The sequence below is a fragment of the Actinokineospora baliensis genome, from assembly GCF_016907695.1.
GTDB lineage: Bacteria > Actinomycetota > Actinomycetes > Mycobacteriales > Pseudonocardiaceae > Actinokineospora > Actinokineospora baliensis.
The window spans coordinates 1,498,251-1,519,368 of sequence record NZ_JAFBCK010000001.1; the positions used below are offsets into that span (position 1 = coordinate 1,498,251).

Below are 21,118 nucleotides of genomic sequence, written 5' to 3' on the forward strand. Positions count from 1 at the left end.
GCACTCCCAACCACCCCGCGCGCACACGCCCGGAACACAGCCCCACCCTCCCGGGGGCCGACCCCGATGCCAGTCTATCCACCCCGAGCCCGCGCCAACGGTCCGCGAATCCCCTGTGGACAAACAGAACCCTTGTGGACAACAGCCCCCAGCCCGCGACCAGCCACCAACCCCCTACCCGCGCGAGATTCACTCGATCGTGGACCAACCGCGCCGCGACGAAACAACGCACGGCGCCCAGATCACCGCTACTCCTCCCGCTCCACCCGCAGCGGGAACGCCGCATCCACCACCCACCCCGTCACCTCACCCGGCCCAGCCGAGAGCCTCCCCCCGAGCAGGTCAACCCGCTCCCGCATCCCGATCAGCCCATACCCACCCGCCCCACCCGGCGCCGTCACCCGCGCCGACCCGTCGTCGACCACCCGCAACCGCAGCTCGTCGCCCACCACCCCGATGTCGATCACCACGCGCGTGGCGTCCCGGGCGTGCTTGCCCACGTTGGTCAGCGACTCCTGCACGATCCGCAGCACCGACCGCCCGGCCTCCGGCGGCATCGACTCCGGCAGGTCGAGGCTCATCTCGATCTCCGGCCCGTGCACGTTCGCCACCAGGGCCCGCAGATCAGCGGCCACATCCATGGTCGCCTGCCCCTCGACCCCGGCGGCCGCCGCGCCGCGCATGCTGCCGACCAGCGTCCGCATCGCGGCGAGCGCCTCCCCGCCCGCGGCCTCGATCCGCCCCAGGGCCTGCACCGCCGCGCTGGGGTTGGTGGCGCTGACCAGCTGCGCGGCCTGGGCGGCGACCACGATCCCGGTCACGTGGTGCGCTACGACGTCGTGCAGTTCCCTCGCCAGCGCCATCCGCTCCGCCTGCTGCGCGCCGGTCACCGCGACCTGCACCGACTGCGTCCGCTCCCGGTCCCGCGACCGGAAGTACTGCCCGGTCGCCATCGACACCACCAGCAGGAACCCGCAGACCAGCAAGAACTCCGGGCTGAACGCGACCGACCCGAACACCGACGCGATCGTCAGCAGGTCAACACCCACGATCGCGCCTACGCCGACGGCCGCGTTCCTTCGCTCCGCGTACCGCACGAGGTAGGACACAAGAGCCATGTGCGACGCGGCGATGCTTATAGGCACCGGGAAACGGTCGTAGGTACCGAACAGCAACGTCAGAGGCGACAACGCTGTCGTGGCCCCCACCATCAGCACCGCGGCGATGATCGCGTACCGCACCGGCGCCGTCGGCCCAAGCACTGCGCACACCGCGGTCGCCACGACGAACACCAGCGGCACCACATAGAGGAGGTCGCGGCCGATCGGGTTCAGCAGCGACGTACCCGTTAGGTCCACCATGATGAGCGCGACCAACGCAGCCGCCAATGGCCACTGCCTGCGGATCAGCTGGCTGAGCTTGGTCGTGGTCCCACGGTCTTCGTGCGCGCGTAGGACGTAGCCGACCAGGCAGCCACCGAGGACCACCACCCCGCCGCCCAACACGTTCAGTACCGGCGACCCCTCATCGCCCCGGTAGTAGTACGAGTCGTACAGCCGGATAGCACCGGCGGCCAGGCCCCCCGTTGTCGCCAAGGCGACCAGCCCGAGCGCTTTCACCGGCGGGCACCGCCACACCGCGATCGTCACGAGTGCGCCGATGGTGACCGTCTCGGAGAGCAGGAGCGCACCCGAACTGAGGCTGAACGCGAACCGGTTGCCCGTCTCCAGGCTCAGCAGAGCCGAGATGACCAGCCACAGCGCGCCCCCGGCCACCCCCAGTAGGGGCCGGGCGAGCGCCAGGAACACGAACAGCAACAGCGGCAACGGCATCAGGGCCTCGACCACGTTGTCCCGCCGCGCGATGACGAGCAGCAGGTCGAACAGGTAGGCCATCCCCAACAACCCCGCCAACCACCGGCGGACGGGCGCGAGCAGCTCCATGTTTGAGCAAAGTAGGCCCCTCAGCCCGCCCGCGCCTCGGTCGACCGGCGCCGCTGCATCGGCCGATCGGCCGACCCGCCGTGTCCCCGGCGCCACCCGGATGGCCCTCCCGGCCGGGCTCTCTGGCTGATTCGCGACACCCCGGTCCCGGGCGAACCTGGTGGCACACAAAAAACGGAGGTGCCCGATGGTGACAGCGATCTTGATGTGGGTGGGGATCGTCCTGGCGATCAGCCTGCTCCTGGCCATGGCGTTCGGCCCGGCGATCGTCGAGCTCGACGCCTGGCGCGAGTCCCGCCGCCGCCGAGCGGCTGGCGGCCAGTCGGCCCATCGCTGATCATGGAAGGGTGACGACCCGAGCGCTCCCCGCCGTCCTGGTCCTGCTCACCCTCGCCGCCTGCGGTCCGGGCCCCACCACGATCCCGGAGCCGCCGACCCTCGCCCCACCCAGCTCAGCGGTCAAGTCCGCCGCCGTGCCCAACGTGGTCGGCTTGGACCACCAGGCCGCCCAGGACGCCATGCAGAAAGCGGGCTTCTACTACCTGACCGAGGAAGACGCGACCGGCCAGGGACGCCAGTTGGTCATCGACACCAACTGGGAGGTCGTCGAGCAGGTCCCGGCGGCCGGAACGGTGGCCCCGCAGTCCGACAAGATCCTCCTGCGCTCCAGGAAGAAGACCGACTCGGGCTCCGCCACCCCGTCCAGCTCCACGGCCAAGACCGCCGCGGTGCCGAACGTGGTCGGCATGGACCACCAAGACGCCCAGAACGCGATGCAGAAGGCGGGCTTCTACTACCTGACCGAAGAGGACGCGACCGGGCAGGGTAGGCAACTCCTGGTCGACCACAACTGGGTGGTCGTCGAGCAGATCCCGGCGGCGGGCAAGGTCGCGCCGCAGTCGGACAAGATCCTGCTGCGCTCCAAGAAGAAGACGGACCCGTGACCCTAGAAGACCTCGCCGCCCGCCAGCGGGCGTTCGCCGAAGCCCGCGCCTGGGGCCCCTTCCACACCCCGAAGAACCTGGTCATGGCCCTGTCGGCCGAGGTGGGCGAGCTCACCGAGCTCTTCCAGTGGCTGACCCCCGAGGAAGCCACCGCAGCCCCCCAAGACCCGGCCGCGAGAGCCCGCATAGAAGACGAACTAGCCGACGTCCTCCTCTACCTGACCCGCCTAGCCGACGTCCTGGGCGTGGACCTCATCGCCGCCGCCCACGCCAAGATCGACCGCAACGAAACCCGCTTCCCCCCGAACATCGGCCGCACCGCCCTAGAGCGCTAACCCCGCTGACCCAGCGGGCCACACACCGCGAACCCCGGCGACGTGCTGCTGAAGGTGAACCCCACCAAGGTCAGCTCGCCCTGCCCCAAGCCCAGGCCTCCCCGCCCACGCCTATGCCTTCAACCCCACAACGCCCCCACAACCCCCAGGACATACCCCACCCACCACGGGGGCCGTCCCCGAAGCCAGTCTACCGGGCCGCACCGACAGTGGATCTTCAAACGGGGCCGCCAGAGATCCACATGTGGATAACTTCGATCGCTGAACCGGGTGAATCCAAGCGCCGCAACGGCCAGCGCCACAACGGCCAGCGCCGCTGAGGCCCGCCCCCCGCGGGCCCCAGCGGCGTGTCTCCCCGCCTCGGAAGCTCTGCCCGCCGCGGCTACTCCCCGAGCCGCGGCGGGCCATCCCCCCTCGGAAACCCGCCAGGACCCCCACAGGTCCCCGGGTTCCCGGTCGAGACCCGTCCCCCACGGACCCCGACCGCTCTCAAAACCTCAGTGCCGCGCCAGCGTCTTCCGCAGCCGGTTCAGCGCCCGGTGCTGCGCCACGCGGATCGCCTCCGCCGTCGTCCCCACGATCTCGGCGGTCTCCTGGGCCGACATCCCCATCACGATCCGCATCACGAGGATCTCCCGTTGCCGGGGCGTCAGCGTCTGCAGCAGGGCACCCGTGCGCTCGACCAGCTCGTGCCGCAGGGTGATCTGCTCCGGGCCGTCTTCCGTGCTGATCGTGTCCGGCGTGTCCGCGATCGGGTCGGACTTGTCCCGCGAGTTGGCCCGGTGCACGTCGGCGATCTTGTGGGCGGCGATGCCGTACACGAAGGACAGGAACGGCCTGCCCAGCTGCTGGTAGGTCGGCAGGGCGCGGAAGACGGCGACGCAGACCTCCTGGGCGACGTCGTCGGCGCTGGCGAAGGAGCGCGGGAGGCGGCCGAGCTTGGCCCGGCAGTAGCGCATGACCAGCGGGCGGAGGAAGATCAGCAGCTGCTCGGTGGCGCTGTTGTCGCCGCCGATGGCCGCCGCGACCACCGAGTCCAGGTTGTCCCGGTCGGCGCGGGTGGGGCTGTGCACCCCGTACCTGCTCTGCTGTTGCGGCACGCGGGGGCCAAGCGATGCCTCAAGGGCGGCGATCTCCTCGTCCAGCTCCACCGTGCACAACATCGGGTTCCTCCTGCGCCAGGGCGGTGACTCTCACCCCTAACAGAGCGCGGGGGGACGCACGAAATACAGGACTAGGGGCCCTATTTTGTCTGCGGGGCAACTTTCTCGTTCCCGATGCCGAACGTGCGCGAGCGGTTACCTAGGGCAGTGGCGCGTCCAGCTTGTACAGGTCGTTCTCCTGCATGATGCGGATGACCTTGGCCGCGTAGGTGGGGTTGGTGGCGTACTTCCTGGCCACTTCGGTCACGAACGCGTTCGGGTCGTGCGCCAGTGGTCGGGCGGCCGCGTAGTTCTTGCTGGTGGACAGCACGCGGCCGTAGTCGCGGAAGGAGGCCTGCATCGAGTCGTAGACCCGGAACAGGGCCTGGACCTGGTGGCAGTCGGGGGTGCACTCGGTCGTCGGGTAGTCGTGGCAGGCGGTGGCCATCGGGCCGGGGCCCGCCGCGGTGCACTTGAACCCGAAGAAGTTCCGGTCGTTGACGGCGAGCCTGCTCTGCCCCCACGAGGACTCCAGGATCGACTGACCGGCGGCGACCGAGGCGGGCACCCCGAACTCGGCCGCGACGGCGCGGGCCAGCGGACCGGCCTGGGCCAGGTACTCCTGCTGGGCGGCCCGCGTTCCCGCGGAGGCTTGGGCCGGACCGAACACGAGCGCGGCCATGGCGAGGACTGCGACTGTGAGGCGTTGTCTGATACCCATGCCGACGAGCGTCAGTGGACCCGGGACACGCCGCAATCCGGGCGTCACCCACTCGTGGGGTGCGGGACCTGTGGGTGACTAGATCACCAGTCCGGTCTCCCGAACGCACAGATCCCACAGCTCCTTGCGGTCCTGCGGGTCGTCGTGCTGCCACGGGAGATAGTGCGTCGGACGCACCCGGCGGTCGTGCCAGAACCCACCGGACGAGTGACCGGGCTTGTCCGCGGCGGCGAGCCAGACGATCGTGTCCGCCCCTTGCGCGGGGGTGCGCAGCAGCGGGCCCATGACCTTGTTGAAGCCGGGCAGCGACCCCGTCACCCCTGGCGTGTCCGCCCAGCCGGGGTGGGTGCTGTGGACGGAGATGCCGTCGTCGGTGAGGCGCTGCGCCCACTGCTCCGCGAGGACGACCTGCATCCTCTTGGTCCGCGCGTACGCCTTGCCGCCCTTGTACTCGCCGTGGCGGTACTGCGGGTCTTCGCTGTGGAGGCGGGCCGCGTACATGCCGCCGGAGGTCACGAAGATGACCCTGCCCCTGGCCGCTGCCAGCGCCGGGCGGAGCAGGCCGGTGAGCAGGAACGGGCCGAGGACGTGCGTGGCCAGCGTGATCTCGTTGCCCTCGGGGGTCTCGCTGCGCGACGGCGGCAGCGAACCGGCGTTGTGGACCAGTACGTCCAGGCTGCCGTGCGCCTCGGTGAACGCGGCGGCGAAGGCGCGCACGCTCGCCAGGCTCGACACGTCGCACTCGCCGATCTCCAGGTGCGCGCCCGGCAGTTGCGCGGCGATCTCGTCGCGCGCCCGCTCACCCTTCGCCGGGTCGCGGACGATCATGTGCACGGTGGCCCCCAGTCGGGCCAACTCCGTGACGGTCGCCCGGCCCAGGCCGGAGTTCGCGCCGGTCACCACCGCCGTTTTCCCGTCGAGCGCGCCGGGTGCCGGGTCCGCTGCCCAGAACTTGCTGCGCACCGCGAAGCCGATCTTGGTGTAGCCCGGCACGACCGCTCGGTCGAGGACAGTGTCGAGGATCTTCGTCGCCGCACCCATGGTTGCGACGCTAGCCGCGAGCCGGTCCGGCCGCCGGTTCGCTTGACAGACCCCCCAGTTTTCGGCGACTCTGGACGCAAAGTAACTGTTACTTCTCGTAACAGTGCTGACATCGGGTGACGGAGGGTGGAAGCGCCATGGCTCGTGTACTTCGACCGAAGGATGCCGACCAGGTCAGCGCTCGGCTGCTGGAGGCCTCGGCGCGCACCAGCTACGACCCGTTCGTCGACATCGATTGGGCCGCGCCGCTGCACCCGGACAAGGCGTACATGCCGCTGGAGCGGGTTTCCCTGTACGGCACCGATCTCTGGCGCGGGCTGAGCCAGGAGCAGCGCATCGAGCTGTCCAAGCACGAGATCGCCAGCGTCGCCGGGGTCGGCCTGTGGTTCGAGATCATCCTGATGCAGCTGCTCGTCCGCTACGCCTACGACCTGGACCCGCGCACCCCGCACGCCCAGTACGCGCTCACCGAGGTCGGCGACGAGACCCGGCACTCGATCATGTTCGCGAAGGCCATTTCCCGCTTCGACGCGCCCAACTACGGGCCGGGCAGGCTGCTGCACAACCTCGGCCGGGTCTACAAGGCCATCGCGGGCGGGCCGTCGATGTTCGCCTCGGTGCTGGTCGCCGAGGAGGCGACCGACCGGCTGCAGCGGTCCACAATGGACGACGAGACGATGCAGCCGCTGATCAGGATGGTCAACCGGATCCACGTCATCGAGGAGGCGCGGCACGTCCGCTACGCCCGCGAAGAGGTCATCCGGGCCGCCCCGGGGCTCAACCGCGCCGAGCTCGAATGGCACCGGCTGGCGACCGCGGCGACGGCGATCGCGGCGATGGACGCCATGGTCAACCCCAGGGTGTACAAGGCGGTCGGGATCGCGCCCCGGGTCGGCAGGGCGGCGGCGCTGGCGAACCCGCACTTCCGCGAGACCCGGCGGTGGATGGTCGAGAAGGTCGTCGAGTTCCTCACCGAGACCGGCATGATCGGCGGACCGACGAAGGCGCTGTGGCGCAAGGCGGGACTGCTCCGGTAATCCGGTCGTGATCAAGGCGTTGTGTCGCTTAGCCTTTCGGCATGGCAGCAACGACTATCCGTGGCGCGAACGTCGACATCCGCCTCTGGGCCAACCCGGAGCAGGTCGAGGACGTCGCCATGCGGCAACTTCACAACATCGCCGCGCTGCCGTGGACCTACAAGCACGTGGCCGTCATGCCCGATGTCCACTATGGAATGGGTGCCACGGTCGGCTCGGTCATCGCCATGCGCGGTGCGGTGTCCCCGGCCGCGGTCGGCGTCGACATCGGCTGCGGCATGACCGCGGTCCGCACCTCGCTGACCGCGGGAGACCTTCCGGAATCGCTCGCTCCACTTCGGACCGATCTGGAAGCGGCGGTGCCGGTCGGCCGCGCGGCGCACAAGTCCGAGGCGTTCACCGCGCGTGACGCGGGGGACTGGGCGTCGTTCTGGAAGGCCTTCGGCGACCTGACCACGGTCGTGCGCCGCGAGAGCGGCAAGGCGATGAACCAGATGGGCACCCTCGGCGGCGGCAACCACTTCATCGAGATCTGCCTGGACGAGTCCGGCCAGGTCTGGGTGATGCTGCACTCCGGCTCCCGCGGCATCGGCAACATCCTGGCGCAGCACCACATCGAGGTCGCCCGCGAACTGGCGCACAACCAGTCGCTGCCCGACCGCGACCTGGCGGTGTTCATCGCCGGGACACCGCAGATGGCCGCCTACCGGCACGACCTGTACTGGGCCCAGGACTACGCCCGTCGCAACCGCGCGGTCATGCTCCGCCTGGTCAGCGACGTGCTGCGCCGCCGGTTCCACGGGATCACCTTCGACGAGCCGATCTCGGTGCACCACAACTACGTCGCCGAGGAGACGCACTTCGGCGAGGAGGTGCTGGTGACCCGCAAGGGCGCGATCCGGGCGGGCGCGGGGGATCTGGGCATCATCCCCGGTTCGATGGGCACCGGTTCCTACATCGTGCGCGGCCTCGGCAACCCGGACTCGTTCGAGTCGGCCTCGCACGGCGCGGGCCGCCGGATGTCGCGCACCAAGGCGCGCAAGCAGTTCACCGCGGCCGACCTCGAGGCCCAGACCGCGGGTGTTGAGTGCCGCAAGGACACCGGCGTGGTCGACGAGATCCCGGCGGCCTACAAGAACATCGACGACGTGATCCGCGCCCAGGACGACCTGGTCGAGGTCGTCGCGAAGCTCAAGCAGGTCGTCTGCGTCAAGGGGTGACCCACACGTCCGGGTGAGTAAGGAAGCAGCTAGCCACCTTGCTCACCCGGACGCCCTTTTGTCTACCAGCAGCGGCCGATAAATCGCGTGATTGACCGCCTGCGTGTCTGCTAGCCTCGCTGCCATGCTGCTTGAGCTCCTGTACCAGTAATCGGGCCTTTCTTCGCCAACCGCCGATTCCCGAGTGAGGAGCTTCGCTGTGCATGTCGCTTTCATGGCCGTGCCCGCCCACGGTCACATCAACCCCAGTCTTGCCCTTGTCGCCGAACTCGTCCGGCGCGGGCACCGGGTCACTTTCGCCGTTCGCGAGGATTTCGCCCCCGCTGTCTCCAGTGCGGGCGCGACCCCCGTGCTGCACGATTCCACCTTCCCGACCACGGATTCGGACTGGCCGGACGAGGAAGTGGGCGCCCAACGCCTCTTCCACGACGAGTTCCTGTTCGTAACCCCGCAGGTCGAGGCCGCGTACGCCCAGGACAAGCCCGATGTCGTCGTCTACGACATCGGCGCCTGGCACGCCCCCGTGCTGGCCGAGAAATGGGGAATCCCGGCGGTCCAGTTGTCGCCCACCTACGTGGCATTTGAAGGCTGGCAGGAGGAGTTCGGCATCGACCCGAACGCTCCGGTGAAGCTGGAAATCGCCGCTATGGACCGGGAGTTCGAGGCTTTCGTAGCCGCGCAAGGCGTGACCCTGTCGACGGCGGAAATCAAGCACGAACCCCGCCGCTGCATTGTCACCATCCCGCGCTCTTGGCAACTGCGCGGCGACACCGTCGGCCCCCGGTACACCTTCGTCGGCCCGAGCGTCGACGAACGCGAACACCAGGGGAAATGGACGCCACCGGCCGACAAGAAAGTCCTCTTGATCAGCCTCGGCTCCGCCTACACCGACCGCATCGACTTCTACCGCTCCTGCGTGGAAGCCTTCACCCCCACCACCGACTGGCACGTCCTCCTGTCCGTCGGCAAGTACATCGACCCCTCAGCCCTGGGGACCGTCCCCGCCCACATCGAGGTAGTCCAGTGGGTCCCCCAGATCAGCGTCCTCACGGTCGCCGACGCGTTCATCACGCACGCGGGCATGGGCTCCACCATGGAAGCCCTCTACTTCGCCGTCCCCATGATCGCCGTCCCCCAAGGCGTCGACCAGTTCATCAACGCCCCCCGCATCGAGTCCCTAGGCCTAGGCGCCCACGTCCCCACAGCCGAGGCCACCCCCACCCGCCTCCGCCAAGAACTCACCCGGGTCACCACAGACCCCACCATCACCACCAACCTGGCCCGCATGCGCACCGAGATCCGCTCCGCAGGCGGCCCCCAAACCGCAGCGAACATCGTCGAATCCCTGGTATGACGCCCTGCGTTACGCCTCATCCCTGAGCGAAGCCGACAGCGGCAAGCCCTTCTCCCACTCCACGCACGTCGGGCGCGTCAACGTCCGCAGAAACTCCTCAACCGCGAGGAAAGCCGTGTCCACAGGTACTTCGGTACCCGGCCGCATCTGCGACTCGTGCGCCCCAGCGAGCCAGTACGCCCGCCAGTGCGGATTGCCGCCCCCGATAGGAACGAAAGTGTCCCTGCCCTCGTGCCACTGCAAGGCACCAACATCGTTGAACACCCCAACAGCCAACCTCGGCGACGTGGAGCCCCCGCCGAACCGGACGCGCTCGGCGCTCACCACCCACATCCACGGGACGGACAACCCCCGACTGTTGAGCGCCCGCAGCTCCGCCACCAGATCCACCCCGACCCCGACCGCGTCGACCGAGATGTGCCCGGAACTCGTGATGGCTTGATCTCCACCAGTCACCAGTCGGCCCTCCCGTGGCCGCCCACTCAGCGGCGTGATTGATGGCTGCGGCCCCATGGCGTATGGCGAGCTCGGCTGGGCCTACCCCCAGCCGAGCTCGTGCAGGCGGGCGTCGTCGATGCCGAAGTGGTGGGCTATTTCGTGGACGACGGTGATGGCCACTTCGTCTATGACGTCGTCTTCGGTTTCGCAGATGTCGAGGATGGCTTCGCGGTAGATGAAGATCCGGTCGGGGAGTTCGCCGCCGTAATGGGAGAGGCGTTCGGTGAGGGCTATGCCGTGGTAGAGGCCGAGGAGGGTGGGGTCTCCAGGGTCTCGGTCCTCCACCAGGACCACGACGTTGTCCATGGCGCGGGCGAGTTCGCGGGGGATCTCGTCGAGCGCTTCGGCGACCAGTTCCTCGAACCGGTCGCGCGGCATCTCCACCTCAGCCGCCCGCGGACGTCGTCGTGGGAGTGGTGGGAGTGGTGGTCGTCGAGGAGGTGGCAGGGGAGGTGCTCGGGCCGGTGCCGCGGACGCTGTTGGTCACGGGGGCCAGGCCGGAGCCGTCGGGTAGTTTCGCGCCGACCTTGCAGTCGACCTTGCGCGAGCCCGCGTCCCAGCTCTCCTGCTTGAGCGTGTCCGGGTACGGGGTCAGGCCCTTGGCCGCCAGGTCCGCGCCGCCGGTGTACTCGGCGGTCACGGTCGCGCACAGCTCGATCGCCCGTTCCCACTGGACGGTGTCCGGCGGGAACTCGCCCTGGAAGGCCGAGCCGAGGTCCACGTTGCCGACGATCTCGTACGCATGGGCTTTGTCACACGCGATCGGGTCGCCGATCTTCTGCCCGTCGAGCGCCAGGCAGGTACCCGGGTCGTGCACATTGGACTGGTCCTGGCGCGCCGCGGAACCCTTGACCGGCATGAGGCTGCCCGAGGGCGCCGTGCGCTGCAGCCCGCACCGCAACTTCCGGTCACCGTCGCGCCACTGCTCGTCGACCGGCTTGAGCGCGTTGATCCGGAACTTGCCGAACGGGTCGAGCTTGCCGCCCAGGTAGGAGGTGGCGCCCGGGGTGCACTTGTCCTGCGCGATGTCCTGCCAGCGGGCCAGGTCCGGTTGCGCGGCGTCGGCCGGGTACTCCGCGGAGATGTCGACGTTGCTGGTGACCTCGAACAGGTGCGGCTGCGCGCAGTCGACCCGGCGCATGTCGGTGCCGTCCGGCGGTGTCCAGGTGAGACAGCTGCCCGCGGGGGAGTCGAACGCCTGCTCGACCTCCTCCTCCGGCGTCAGCCCGGCGCCGCCCACCGCGACCGGCCAGGAGAAGACCGTGCTGGTGGTCAACAGCAGCAGCGAGCCGGCGAACGCCCCGGCCATCATGACCCGCGTTTTCGCCGTGCTGTCGTTCGATCGAAACCAACCGCCGCGTCCAGACATCTACTCCATGATGCCGTGTCCCGGTCGGGGGCGTGGCCATGGGACACGGGACGGGGCCGCCGGGTTGCGATCGCGACGAACATCCAACGGCGGCGCCGCTGGTCAGCTAGGGTTCGCGCCGGGAGTGGTACATGACTGACAACGACAGGCCCAAGGACGCCGAGCAGGCGGCCGAGCAGCCGAGCAGTGGCAACACCAGCGACAACAGCACGGACAAGACCACCGAGGTCCCCGCCTACGTCCCGGAGCCGCTTGCGCAGGACGAGCCCAAGCGCGGGTCGATCAGCTACCAGGACGAGCGCACCGCGGCCAAGAAACCCTCGGTGGCCGAACAACGCGCCCGCCGCGACGCCCAGCGCCGCAAGCGCGAGGCCGAGCAGGCGGAGTGGGAAGAGGCCGAGCGCAAGCGCAAGAAGCGCAAGCGCATCCTCATCGGCTCCGGCGTCACCGTCGGCGTTGTCGCGCTGGTGGCGGTGATCTACGCGGCGTCCCAACCGGACGAGGTCACCGCGACGTGCACCGACTCCAACGGCGTCGTGGTCGACGACGACTACTGCGACTCCACGTACGCGTCCAGCCACGGTGGGTACACCAGTGGCGGGTTCATCTTCATCGGCGGCAGTTCGTACCGCTACAACTACGGCGGCAGCGGCACTGTTGGCCAGAAGGTCACCGGCGGTACATATGTAGCGCCCTCCAGCGGTACCTCGGTGAAGACCAAGTCCGGTTCCACCGTTCAGCGCGGCGGGCTCGGCGTCAGCAGCGGCGGAAAGAGCGGGGGCAGCTGAGTTGCGCCGAGAGCGCCACGCGGCCAGGCCGGACTGGCGGGCCCGGATCGAATCCCAGGGCCTCGTGTTCGGCACCCCCGCCCGCTATGGCGGCGGGGGCGTGCGCCCGTACTGGGACGAGTCGGTGCACTACGCCTTCGACATGGACGAGGTCCTCTCCCTGGAGGCGGACGTCGAGCTGCTGCACTCCATGTGCCTGGAGGCCGTCGACAACATCGTGCTGACCGAGCGCTACCGCGACTTCGGCATCCCCGAGTGGGTGTGGCCGCACATCGCCGAGTCGTGGAAGCGCCGCGACCCGCACCTCTACGGCCGCTTCGACCTGCGCTACGACGGCTCCGGCCCGGCGCGGCTGCTGGAGTACAACGCCGACACCCCCACCTCCCTGCTGGAGGCGGCCGTCGTGCAGTGGTACTGGAAGACCGACGTCTTCGCCGAGGACGACCAGTGGAACTCCATCCACGAGAAGCTCGTCGAGCGCTGGGGTGAGATCAAGGACCTGCTGCCCTCCCAGGAGGTGCACTTCGCCTGGTCCAGCGCCGACCCCACCGGCGAGGACCACCTGACCACCGCGTACCTGCAGGAGACCGCCGCCGAGGCCGGGCTCGACACCGTCGGCCTGGCGATCGAGGACATCGGCTGGGACCCCGAGCTCGAGCGGTTCGTCGACCTGGCCGAGTCGACCATGGCCACCGTCTGCAAGCTCTACCCCTGGGAGTGGGTCACCGGCGAGGACTTCGGCAAGCGGGTCGTCGAGTCGCTGCCGAGGACGCTGTGGGTCGAGCCGCTGTGGAAGATGCTGCTGTCGAACAAGGCGATCCTGGCCGTGCTGTGGGAGATGTACCCCGGCCACCCCAACCTGCTGCCCGCCTTCCTCGACGAGCCCGGCCTGCTCACCGAGTACGTGCGCAAGCCAAAGCTCGGCCGCGAGGGCGCCAACGTGCAGATCGTCGCCACCGGCTACGAGACCCAGACCGGCGGCGTCTACGGCGCCGAGGGTTTCGTCTACCAGGCCTTCGACCCGCTGCCCGAGTTCGACGGCTACCGCCCCGCCCTCGGCGCGTGGATCGTCGGCGACCACTCGGCCGGGCTCGGCATCCGGGAGACCGCAGGCCTGGTCACCGACGACGGCGCCGCCTTCGTCCCGCACCGCATTCCGCAGTAAGCCCCCATGGAGAACCTCGTGACCAACCATCTCGCAGCGGTGTCGAACGTGGCCCTGCCCGCAGGCTTCGGCGCCGACCTCGGCAAGGGCATCGGGGCGATCGCCCTGTACGCCATCGTCGGCCTGGTGCTGATGCTGATCGGCTTCTACGCCATCGACTGGACCACCCCCGGCAAGCTCTCGGACCTGGTCCGCACCGGCAAGCCGAACGCGGTCATCGTCACCGCCTCCGGCATGCTCAGCATGGCGCTGATCATCGTGGTCGCGATCTTCTTCTCGGCCAACGACCTGACCGCGGGCCTGATCACCTCGGTGGTCTACGGCCTGATCGGCATCGTCGTCCAGGTGCTGGCCGTGCGCACCCTCGAATGGGTGACCAAGCTGGACGTCGGCGCCACCATCGAGGACGACAAGTTCGCCCCCGCCAGCGTGGTCGTCGCCGCCGTGCACATCGCCCTCGGCCTGATCGTCGCGGTCGCCATCTCCTAGTCCGCGCGCACCGGCCGGGATACCGGAGGCGGAACCCGGCCGGTGCGGACTACGCTCAGCTCCCGTGATCGACCTCAAGGTTCTGCGCGAAGACCCCGACGCCGTGCGCGCCTCGCAGCGCGCCCGCGGCGAAGACCCGACGGCCGTGGACGCCCTGCTGTCCGCAGACGACCGGCGCCGATCGGTGATCTCCCGCGCTGACTCCCTGCGGGCCGAGCAGAAGCAGTTCGGCAAGCAGGTCGGCAAGGCCAAGGGCGAGGAGCGCGAGGCCCTGCTGGTCAAGGGCAAAGAACTCGCCGCAGGGGTCAAGGCGGCCGAGGCCGACCAGCACGAGGCCGACCAGACCCTCGACGAGGCCCACCGCGCCCTGCCCAACCTCGTCGACCCCGCCGCCCCCGTCGGCGGCGAAGACGACTACACGGTCCTCGAGCACGTCGGCACCCCGCGCGAGTTCGACTTCGCCCCGCTCGACCACCTGGACCTGGGCGTGCGCCTGGGCGCCCTGGACATGGAGCGCGGCGCGAAGGTCTCGGGCTCGCGGTTCTACTTCCTGACCGGCATCGGCGCGCAGCTGCAGCTGGCCCTGCTCAACATGGCCGCCGCCCAGGCCACCGCCGCCGGGTTCACCCTGATGATCCCCCCGGTCCTGGTCCGCCCCGAGATCATGGCGGGCACCGGCTTCCTCGGCGCCCACGCCTCCGAGATCTACCGCCTCCGCGACGACGACCTGTACCTGGTCGGCACCTCGGAAGTAGCCCTCGCCGGCTACCACGCCGACGAGATCATCGACCTGTCGACGGGCCCGAAGCGCTACGCGGGCTGGTCCTCCTGCTTCCGCCGCGAAGCCGGTTCGTACGGCAAGGACACCCGCGGCATCATCCGCGTCCACCAGTTCGACAAGATCGAGATGTTCTCCTACTGCAAGCCGGAGGACGCCTCGGCCGAGCACCAGCGGCTGCTCGAGTGGGAGAAGCAGATGCTGGCCAAGATCGACGTGCCGTACCGGATCATCGACACGGCGACGGGCGATCTCGGGACCAGCGCGGCTCGGAAGTTCGACTGCGAGGCGTGGGTGCCGACGCAGAAGGCGTACCGGGAGCTGACTTCGACGTCGAATTGCACGACGTTCCAGGCGCGGCGGCTGGGGGTGCGGTACCGGGACGAGAACGGGAAACCGCAGGTGGCGGCCACGTTGAACGGGACGTTGGCGACGACGCGGTGGATCGTGGCGATCCTGGAGAACCACCAGCAGGCGGATGGGTCGGTGGTGGTGCCGGAGGCGCTTCGGCCGTTCTTGGGGCTTGAGGTCCTGAAGCCGGTTGCTTGACCCTGTGGGTGGTTGTCCACAACGGGTCGAGCTGTCCACAGGTCGCGGTTCTTCGCTTCCAGCGGGTTGCTGTTCCCTCGTAGGCTGTGTATTCGGGGGATCTTGGGGCTGTTGATCTTCGGCTCGCCTTCGGCATTGCGACCCGGACGCGTGGTGGAGTGGTGTGCTTGATGGGGCCGGTCGGCTCGCCTGCGGCATTGCATCGGACCCGTGGTGGTCCGGTGGGCTCGATGGGGCGGACTTGTTTTGCGCGGGGCCCCTGCGCCAGCCGTGGCAGGACCGCAAAGCTGGGGCCGAAAAGCATGGCCCTGTCCGCGCAGAACGCTACGACTGCCGCCACCCCACGCAAAACAAGTCCGCCCCATCGAGCATTTGGTTGGGTGGCTTCCTGGGAGCGGTGGTTGGGCTGGCGGGGCTGACTCGGTGGGTTGGGTTGGCACCGGCGGCTTCCGGGGTCGGCTCGCCTTCGGCATTGCGCTGGATCGTGGGGTGTGGGTGTGCTCGATGGGGCGAACTTGGTTTGCACGGGGCCCCTGCGCCAGCCGTGGCAGGACCGCAAAAGCCGGGGCCGAAGAGCATGGCCCTGCAGCGAGGCAAGGCTACGACTGCCGCCACCCCACACAAAACAAGTCCGCTCCATCGAGCAGTTGGCACCGGAGGGTCCGAGTGTCCAGTGGTCGTTTGAGGCGTCGGGGGCCCGCTTGGTCTCTCAGATTGGCCACACTCGGTAGTAAGTCTTCTGGGCGGTGGAAACAATTCTCGGTCTTGTGTCCGGTTGGCGCTGGTGGTCGTGCGTCTTTGGGCAGGTCAGGTGCGCCCGGAAAGAGTAGCGGCGCACTCGAGTGCCGGGGATACGCTCGAATCATGTCCATTGTGCGAAAAGCGGTAGCGAGTGCGTGCGCGGTAGTGGCGGCGGCCGGAATCTCGGTCATCGGGGCTCAGAGTGCGAGTGCCACGGTTCTCGAATCGGCCAACAGATGTGTGAAGGTGTCCGTTGACTACACGCGCACCGGCCCGTCGACCTGGAATGTGGTTTCGGCGACCGTGGCCAATAACTGTGGTTCCTTCTACGGCCACTTCCAGCTGACCGGCCCGACCTTCAACCTCAGCAACCCCGACGCCCCAACGGCTGTGGGGTTCTACGTTCCGCTCAACCAGACCTGGACCGGTTCCGCCCCCAATGTCTGCGGCACCGCGTGGTTCAAGGTCACCCCGAGCTACTGGACCGACTACGGGTTCGCCTGCGTGACCCTCGTCTGACCAACGCCCAACGAAAGCAGCCGACCGGGTGGCTGGAGTCAGACGGTCACCTGGTCGGCGATGTGCTTGCCGATCTCCAGGGCGCAGGTCGCGGCGGGTGATGGGGCGTTGAGGACGTGTACCTGCCTCGGCGCGGCCTCGATGAGGAAGTCCTGGACCATCGAGCCGTCCGGCAGCAACGCCTGGGCCCGGACCCCCGAGCCCGAGCGCACGATGTCGTCCTCGACGATCTCCGGGACCAGTTTTGCCAGGCTCGCCGCGAACCTGCGCTTCGACAAAGACCTAAGGACCTCGTCGAGGCCGATGGGGTACGCGTACTTGCGGGCCAGCTTCCAGGTCCCCGGGAAGGTCGCCGTCTCGAGGACGTCCTGGGCGGAGAAGTCGCGCCAGGTGTAGCCCTCGCGGCGCAGAGCGAGGACGGCGTTCGGGCCCGCGTGCACGGATCCGTCCAGCATGCGGGTCAGGTGGACGCCCAGGAACGGGAGGGTGGCGTCTGGTACCGGGTAGATGAGGCCCTGCACCAACGAGGCGCGGGAGGGGCGGAGTTCGTAGTACTCGCCACGGAAAGGGACGATCCGCGCGCGCGGCGTAAGACCCGCCATGCGGGCGATGCGGTCGCTGTGCAGGCCCGCGCAGTTCACGAGGTTGTCCGCCCGCAGAACCTCGCGGCCCGTAGCAACCTCGACACCTGAAGCGTTAGAGCGGATGCCGAGTGCGGGTGTAGACAAACGCAGGTCCGCATCAGACAGATCGGCGACCAGCGCGGCGCAAATCGCTGGGAAGTCGATGATTCCCGTCGACTCCACGTGTAGAGCCGCGACGCAAGAGACGTGGGGTTCGTACGAGCGGGCTTCGTCGGGCGAGATCATCCGGGCCGGGACGCCGTTTGCCTCCGCGCGGGAGGCCAGGACGCGTAGTGCGGGGAGTTCTGACTCAGAGGTGGCGACGACGAGTTTGCCGCAGACCGAGACCGGGACCCCGCGCTCGCGGGCGTAGGCGACGATCGAGCGGTTGCCCGCAACCGACATCCGGGCCTTCTCGGAGCCGGGCGCGTAGTACAGCCCCGCGTGCACGACGTTCGAGTTGTGGCCGGTCTGGTGGGCGGCCCAGCGGTCTTCCTTCTCCAGCACCGTGACCGCGTGACCGCGCAGCGACAGCTCCCTGGCCGTCGCCAGGCCCAGGATGCCGCCGCCGATGACGACGGTGGTGGGGCGGGTCACGTGGTCTGGGGGAGGGCCGACCCCGGCTGGACCTTGGTGCGGCGGTGCCTGCCGCGCAGGGTGAACAGGCCCATGCCCATCTTGATCGGGTCGCTGAGCCGGATGCGGCTGCCGTGGCTGGAGTGCGCCTCGCTGAGCTTCACCGGCACCTCGACGGTCTTCACGCCGTTGCGCTCGGCCAGGTACGCCAGCTCCGTGGACAGCAGGTAGCCGGGCTCCTGCAGCAGCGGCGCCGCCCGCCGGGCCCACTCGCCGTCGACGATGAAGGTGCCCTGCGGGTCGCGGGTGCGCATGCCCAGGATGACCCGGCGCAGCACCAGGAACCCGAAGGTCATCACGTTGCGCAGCAGCGCGCGCTCGATCACCGAGTCCGGGTGCGCCTTGGACCCGATCACCACCGGGTTCGCCACGTGGTCGATCTTCTCGGCGGCGTCGAGGTCGTCGAACCCGAAGGGCAGGTCGTCGGCACCCAGGAACACCCGGGCGCCGCGGCTGTGCGCGATGCCGTGCCGCAGGGCGTTGCCCATGCCCTTCTCGCTGGTCAGCACCCGCAGTTCGACGTCGGCCGACCAGTTCGCGGCCAGCTTGGCCAGCAGTTCGATGGTCCCGTCGGACGAGCCGTTCTCCACGACGACGATCTCCGCGTCGCCACCGGCCAGCCGGGTCGCCAGCGCGGACAGAGTCGCCTCGATGGTGTCCGCGCTGTTGTGCGCGGGCACCACGTAGGTGAGCGATTTCTGGTCGGTAGCCCCTGGCGTACCCATGGAATACTCCCTGGCAGACTTGACAGCTGGCCAGGCCGGAAGACCTAGACCGAGGCGACTGGCACAGTACCGTGTCCGCCCGAGCGGGGGCTCCGGGGGAGCGCACGTGTCGCAGCAGCGTCAACCATCGAGGAAGGACCGCCAGGTGACCCTGACGGAGAACCGCGTCCCCGTTCCGGAGGCCGCGCCCGGACAGGACAGCGGGGGCAAGTCGACCGGCGAGCGCAGGCGGGGGCTGCTCACCGGCCTCGGCGTCGCGGTGCTCGTGGCGGTCCTGGCCCAGGTGCCGCTCATCCGCAACCGCATCTTCTACTACTGGGACGACAGCGCCGCCGCGTTCCTGCCGGACTGGCACTACATCGGCGAGCAGCTGCGCGCGGGCATCTGGCCGGTGATGTCGCCGGAGATGTGGATGGGCGGCAACATCGCGGGCGAGTCGATGATGAGCCTGTTCAACCCGGTGATGCTGGCCAACTACCTGGCGGTGTCGGCCATCCCGTCGCTGGCCCTGTCGGCGACCCTGGTCAAGACCGAGTTCCTGGTGCTCCTCGCGCTCGGCGTGTACCTGCTGGCCCGCGATTTCGGCGCGAACCGCGCCGCTGCCGCCGCGGTCGCGGTCGCGCTGCCGTTCTCCGGGTACACCCTCTACTTCGACGCGTCGGCCTGGGCGGGCGGCCTCATCTGCTTCGCCTGGTTGCCCATCGTGTGGTGGTCGCTGCGGCGCTTCGCCTACGGGCGGATGAACCCGATCGTCCCGATCGTCCTGGGTTTCCTGGCGATGACCGTCGGCAACCCGTACGGCGCGCTCGGTGTCATGGTGATCCTGGCCGCGGTGGCGGTGGAGCTGGCGCTGCAGAAGCACTGGAAGCGGTTCGGCTGGCTGGTCGTCGTGGGCGGCATCATCGGGCTCAGCACCCTGGTGGTGTTCCTGCCGCTGGCCGGGAGCAGCGCGGTCACCTGGCGCACCGACCAGGGCGTCCTCAACACCGGCTTCCTGGTGCCCAACCTGGGTGACCTGTTCGCCATGAGCGCGCCGACGTTCCAGCCGCAGTACCGGGTGTTCGGGTCGGAGATCCTGTCGTTCCCGATGGCCTACCTGGCGTGGTTCATCGTGCCGCTGGCCCCGTGGTTGCGCTGGTCGGCGCTGCGCGAGCGGGTCCGCGAGCGCTCCAGCCTGATCGTCTTCGCCGGGGTGTACCTGCTGTTCCTCTTCGGCCCGTCCACCCTGTGGCTGTTCCGCTGGCCCGCCCGGCTCACCGAGTACGCGTACCTGCCGATCGCGATCGCCATGGCCATCGTGCTGACCAAGGGCCTCGACACCAGCCGCGCCAAGGCCAAGGCCATCGCCTCGGCCATCATCGTGCTGGTCGGCGCGTACCTGTCCTGGGCGAGCACCCCGCAGCACGTGCGTTGGCACGCTTTGGCGACGGTCGTCGTCCTGCTCTTGGTCGCCGCGGCGGTGAAGTACCGCGAGCGGTTCTTCGGCACCGTGCTGGTCCTCGGGACCGCGGTCCTGTTGGTGCTGCAGACCCAGCTCTACACGGGCAACTACAACATCACCCCGTGGCGCTTCCCGCACGACGTCGCCGCCATGCGCGACAACTTCGACGACCGCTACCAGGGCAACACCCTGCAGGTCGTCGACCTCGGCGAGATCAACGAGCACGCTGAACTCGTGCCCGACGGCGCGTGGCGCGACGTGATGCTCACCAACGCCATCCACACCGCCGGGGTGGACGCGCTGAACTCTTACACCGGCATCGGCAACGTCAAGTTCGCCGCCGCGCTGTGCATGAACTACTACGGCGCGACGTGCCCCGCGGCGTTCGACGCCCTCTGGCGCCCTGTGGACAGTGAGCGGGTGCTGCTCGCCGACGCACTACGGCTGCGGACTGTCGTTGTGGAGAACGGGATCATCGAGGACCGCGAGGCCGCGCAGGCCCAGGCGCGGGCAGGCGGACCGAAGCCCAACCAGGCCGAGGTGGCGCCAGGGTGGTCCGTCGCCGAGCGCACCAAGCTGGTGACCGTCTACAAGCGTGACACGCCGCTGCCCTTCGGTGACGGCCGGTTGTCCTTCGCGGGCAACGGCATCCGCGTCACGTCGGACGTGAAGGTCGGCGAGAACGGCATGGACACCCGCTACGAGGGCAAGGGCGGCAAGCTGATCTTCGCCGCGCTCGCCTGGCCTGGCTACAAGGCCACAGTGGACGGCAAGGAGGTGGAGGTCAAGCAAGGCCCCGCGGGCCTGATCGAGCTTGACGTCCCCGCCCCCGCTAACGGCGGTAGCAAGGTCGAACTCCGGTTCACCCCGCCCGGTTACGGCTTCGGCATCCCGCTGATGGCAGGCACTCTTGTGCTCGGGGTGCTGTTCAGCATCGGCTGGGCCGTCATGGGCGTTAGGCGACGCCGTCGCGAAGCGGCCACACCGGCCGAATAGGACAGAACGCTAAGAGGGCCCCGCCACTGTGGCGGGGCCCTCTTAGCGTTAGTGCAAGATCACG

The 21,118-nt window shown here is 69.0% G+C and carries 21 protein-coding genes; 12 read left to right on the forward strand and 9 right to left on the reverse strand.

Translation table 11 applies throughout. The features are described 5' to 3' along the window. Positions 1-248: 248 nt before the first annotated feature. Positions 249-1,943, reverse strand: a complete 1,695-nt coding sequence (locus JOD54_RS06995) for a sensor histidine kinase (protein WP_204449746.1) — start codon at positions 1,941-1,943, stop codon at positions 249-251. A gap of 187 nt (positions 1,944-2,130) precedes the next feature. Between JOD54_RS06995 and JOD54_RS07000 the strand changes: the two genes are divergently transcribed. The 3 genes from JOD54_RS07000 to JOD54_RS07015 are packed head-to-tail and all read left to right on the forward strand — an operon-like array spanning position 2,131 to position 3,222. After that, positions 2,131-2,280 carry a hypothetical protein gene (locus tag JOD54_RS07000; protein ID WP_204449747.1) on the forward strand — a complete coding sequence of 50 codons (150 nt, stop codon included), beginning with the start codon at positions 2,131-2,133 and terminating at the stop codon, positions 2,278-2,280. Between the two features lie 10 nt (positions 2,281-2,290). Then, complete coding sequence (locus tag JOD54_RS33980) at positions 2,291-2,887, forward strand: PASTA domain-containing protein (RefSeq protein ID WP_307859873.1); 597 nt, start codon at positions 2,291-2,293, stop codon at positions 2,885-2,887. Then, positions 2,884-3,222 (forward strand): nucleotide pyrophosphohydrolase, encoded by a 339-nt coding sequence (locus tag JOD54_RS07015; protein WP_204449748.1) that lies wholly within the window; start codon positions 2,884-2,886, stop codon positions 3,220-3,222. The genes JOD54_RS33980 and JOD54_RS07015 overlap by 4 nt, the downstream gene beginning before the upstream one ends. A 497-nt stretch (positions 3,223-3,719) precedes the next feature. On the opposite strand, the gene JOD54_RS07020 is transcribed toward JOD54_RS07015, so the two are convergent. From JOD54_RS07020 to JOD54_RS07030, 3 genes are all read right to left on the reverse strand, one after another. Continuing rightward, positions 3,720-4,385 (reverse strand): sigma-70 family RNA polymerase sigma factor, encoded by a 666-nt coding sequence (locus JOD54_RS07020; RefSeq protein ID WP_204449749.1) that lies wholly within the window; start codon positions 4,383-4,385, stop codon positions 3,720-3,722. A 139-nt stretch (positions 4,386-4,524) separates the two neighbouring features. After that, positions 4,525-5,085: a glucosaminidase domain-containing protein gene (locus JOD54_RS07025; RefSeq protein WP_204449750.1), complete on the reverse strand. Its 561-nt coding sequence runs from the start codon at positions 5,083-5,085 to the stop codon at positions 4,525-4,527. A 78-nt stretch (positions 5,086-5,163) separates the two neighbouring features. Continuing rightward, positions 5,164-6,126 (reverse strand): SDR family NAD(P)-dependent oxidoreductase, encoded by a 963-nt coding sequence (locus tag JOD54_RS07030; protein ID WP_204449751.1) that lies wholly within the window; start codon positions 6,124-6,126, stop codon positions 5,164-5,166. 137 nt (positions 6,127-6,263) lie between these two features. Here JOD54_RS07030 and JOD54_RS07035 point away from each other — a divergent pair, with 137 nt between their 5' ends. The 3 genes from JOD54_RS07035 to JOD54_RS07045 all read left to right on the forward strand — a co-directional run bounded on the left by JOD54_RS07035 (position 6,264) and on the right by JOD54_RS07045 (position 9,737). After that, on the forward strand, positions 6,264-7,163 hold the full coding sequence (locus JOD54_RS07035) for an AurF N-oxygenase family protein (RefSeq protein WP_204449752.1): 900 nt from the start codon (positions 6,264-6,266) through the stop codon (positions 7,161-7,163). 41 nt (positions 7,164-7,204) lie between these two features. Next, the gene (locus JOD54_RS07040) at positions 7,205-8,383 is read left to right on the forward strand and encodes an RtcB family protein (protein ID WP_204449753.1); all 1,179 of its coding nucleotides are present in this window, start codon (positions 7,205-7,207) and stop codon (positions 8,381-8,383) included. 214 nt (positions 8,384-8,597) lie between these two features. Continuing rightward, positions 8,598-9,737, forward strand: a complete 1,140-nt coding sequence (locus JOD54_RS07045) for a macrolide family glycosyltransferase (RefSeq protein WP_239573975.1) — start codon at positions 8,598-8,600, stop codon at positions 9,735-9,737. 9 nt (positions 9,738-9,746) lie between these two features. Here the strand turns inward: JOD54_RS07045 and JOD54_RS07050 are convergent, their stop codons facing one another. From JOD54_RS07050 to JOD54_RS07060, 3 genes are all read right to left on the reverse strand, one after another. Then, on the reverse strand, positions 9,747-10,193 hold the full coding sequence (locus tag JOD54_RS07050; RefSeq protein ID WP_204449755.1) for an Imm1 family immunity protein: 447 nt from the start codon (positions 10,191-10,193) through the stop codon (positions 9,747-9,749). 81 nt (positions 10,194-10,274) lie between these two features. After that, on the reverse strand, positions 10,275-10,613 hold the full coding sequence (locus JOD54_RS07055; protein ID WP_204449756.1) for a metallopeptidase family protein: 339 nt from the start codon (positions 10,611-10,613) through the stop codon (positions 10,275-10,277). A gap of 7 nt (positions 10,614-10,620) precedes the next feature. Beyond that, positions 10,621-11,604: a septum formation family protein gene (locus JOD54_RS07060; protein ID WP_204449757.1), complete on the reverse strand. Its 984-nt coding sequence runs from the start codon at positions 11,602-11,604 to the stop codon at positions 10,621-10,623. A 131-nt stretch (positions 11,605-11,735) separates the two neighbouring features. Between JOD54_RS07060 and JOD54_RS07065 the strand changes: the two genes are divergently transcribed. The 5 genes from JOD54_RS07065 (at position 11,736) to JOD54_RS07085 (ending at position 16,633) form a co-directional block, all read left to right on the forward strand. Beyond that, complete coding sequence (locus JOD54_RS07065; RefSeq protein WP_239573304.1) at positions 11,736-12,392, forward strand: hypothetical protein; 657 nt, start codon at positions 11,736-11,738, stop codon at positions 12,390-12,392. Position 12,393: 1 nt separating this feature from the next. Further along, entirely contained in the window at positions 12,394-13,557 is a 1,164-nt protein-coding gene (locus tag JOD54_RS07070; RefSeq protein ID WP_204449758.1) for a glutathionylspermidine synthase family protein, read from the forward strand. A 6-nt stretch (positions 13,558-13,563) separates the two neighbouring features. Then, on the forward strand, positions 13,564-14,046 hold the full coding sequence (locus tag JOD54_RS07075; RefSeq protein ID WP_204449759.1) for a DUF350 domain-containing protein: 483 nt from the start codon (positions 13,564-13,566) through the stop codon (positions 14,044-14,046). A gap of 64 nt (positions 14,047-14,110) precedes the next feature. Further along, entirely contained in the window at positions 14,111-15,373 is a 1,263-nt protein-coding gene (gene serS, locus JOD54_RS07080) for a serine--tRNA ligase (RefSeq protein ID WP_204449760.1), read from the forward strand. An 864-nt stretch (positions 15,374-16,237) separates the two neighbouring features. Continuing rightward, positions 16,238-16,633, forward strand: a complete 396-nt coding sequence (locus JOD54_RS07085; protein WP_204449761.1) for a hypothetical protein — start codon at positions 16,238-16,240, stop codon at positions 16,631-16,633. A gap of 38 nt (positions 16,634-16,671) precedes the next feature. Here the strand turns inward: JOD54_RS07085 and lhgD are convergent, their stop codons facing one another. Together lhgD and JOD54_RS07095 are read right to left on the reverse strand one after the other, a co-directional pair. After that, the gene (gene lhgD, locus JOD54_RS07090) at positions 16,672-17,853 is read right to left on the reverse strand and encodes an L-2-hydroxyglutarate dehydrogenase (protein ID WP_204449762.1); all 1,182 of its coding nucleotides are present in this window, start codon (positions 17,851-17,853) and stop codon (positions 16,672-16,674) included. After that, positions 17,850-18,617 (reverse strand): glycosyltransferase, encoded by a 768-nt coding sequence (locus JOD54_RS07095; RefSeq protein WP_204449763.1) that lies wholly within the window; start codon positions 18,615-18,617, stop codon positions 17,850-17,852. Before JOD54_RS07095 ends, lhgD begins: the two co-directional genes overlap by 4 nt. A gap of 145 nt (positions 18,618-18,762) precedes the next feature. Here JOD54_RS07095 and JOD54_RS07100 point away from each other — a divergent pair, with 145 nt between their 5' ends. Further along, on the forward strand, positions 18,763-21,054 hold the full coding sequence (locus JOD54_RS07100; RefSeq protein ID WP_204449764.1) for a hypothetical protein: 2,292 nt from the start codon (positions 18,763-18,765) through the stop codon (positions 21,052-21,054). Positions 21,055-21,118 lie beyond the last annotated feature (64 nt).

Excerpts from the sequence above, each read along its gene's own strand:
- JOD54_RS06995 (WP_204449746.1), bottom strand. The coding sequence starts at position 1,943 with ATGGAGCTGCTCGCGCCCGTCCGCCGGTGGTTGGCGGGGTTGTTGGGG.
- JOD54_RS07000 (WP_204449747.1), top strand. The coding sequence starts at position 2,131 with ATGGTGACAGCGATCTTGATGTGGGTGGGGATCGTCCTGGCGATCAGC.
- JOD54_RS07020 (WP_204449749.1), bottom strand. The coding sequence starts at position 4,385 with ATGTTGTGCACGGTGGAGCTGGACGAGGAGATCGCCGCCCTTGAGGCA.
- JOD54_RS07025 (WP_204449750.1), bottom strand. The coding sequence starts at position 5,085 with ATGGGTATCAGACAACGCCTCACAGTCGCAGTCCTCGCCATGGCCGCG.
- JOD54_RS07030 (WP_204449751.1), bottom strand. The coding sequence starts at position 6,126 with ATGGGTGCGGCGACGAAGATCCTCGACACTGTCCTCGACCGAGCGGTC.
- JOD54_RS07035 (WP_204449752.1), top strand. The coding sequence starts at position 6,264 with ATGGCTCGTGTACTTCGACCGAAGGATGCCGACCAGGTCAGCGCTCGG.
- JOD54_RS07040 (WP_204449753.1), top strand. The coding sequence starts at position 7,205 with ATGGCAGCAACGACTATCCGTGGCGCGAACGTCGACATCCGCCTCTGG.
- JOD54_RS07045 (WP_239573975.1), top strand. The coding sequence starts at position 8,598 with ATGGCCGTGCCCGCCCACGGTCACATCAACCCCAGTCTTGCCCTTGTC.
- JOD54_RS07055 (WP_204449756.1), bottom strand. The coding sequence starts at position 10,613 with ATGCCGCGCGACCGGTTCGAGGAACTGGTCGCCGAAGCGCTCGACGAG.
- JOD54_RS07060 (WP_204449757.1), bottom strand. The coding sequence starts at position 11,604 with ATGTCTGGACGCGGCGGTTGGTTTCGATCGAACGACAGCACGGCGAAA.
- JOD54_RS07065 (WP_239573304.1), top strand. The coding sequence starts at position 11,736 with ATGACTGACAACGACAGGCCCAAGGACGCCGAGCAGGCGGCCGAGCAG.
- JOD54_RS07075 (WP_204449759.1), top strand. The coding sequence starts at position 13,564 with ATGGAGAACCTCGTGACCAACCATCTCGCAGCGGTGTCGAACGTGGCC.
- JOD54_RS07085 (WP_204449761.1), top strand. The coding sequence starts at position 16,238 with ATGTCCATTGTGCGAAAAGCGGTAGCGAGTGCGTGCGCGGTAGTGGCG.
- JOD54_RS07095 (WP_204449763.1), bottom strand. The coding sequence starts at position 18,617 with ATGGGTACGCCAGGGGCTACCGACCAGAAATCGCTCACCTACGTGGTG.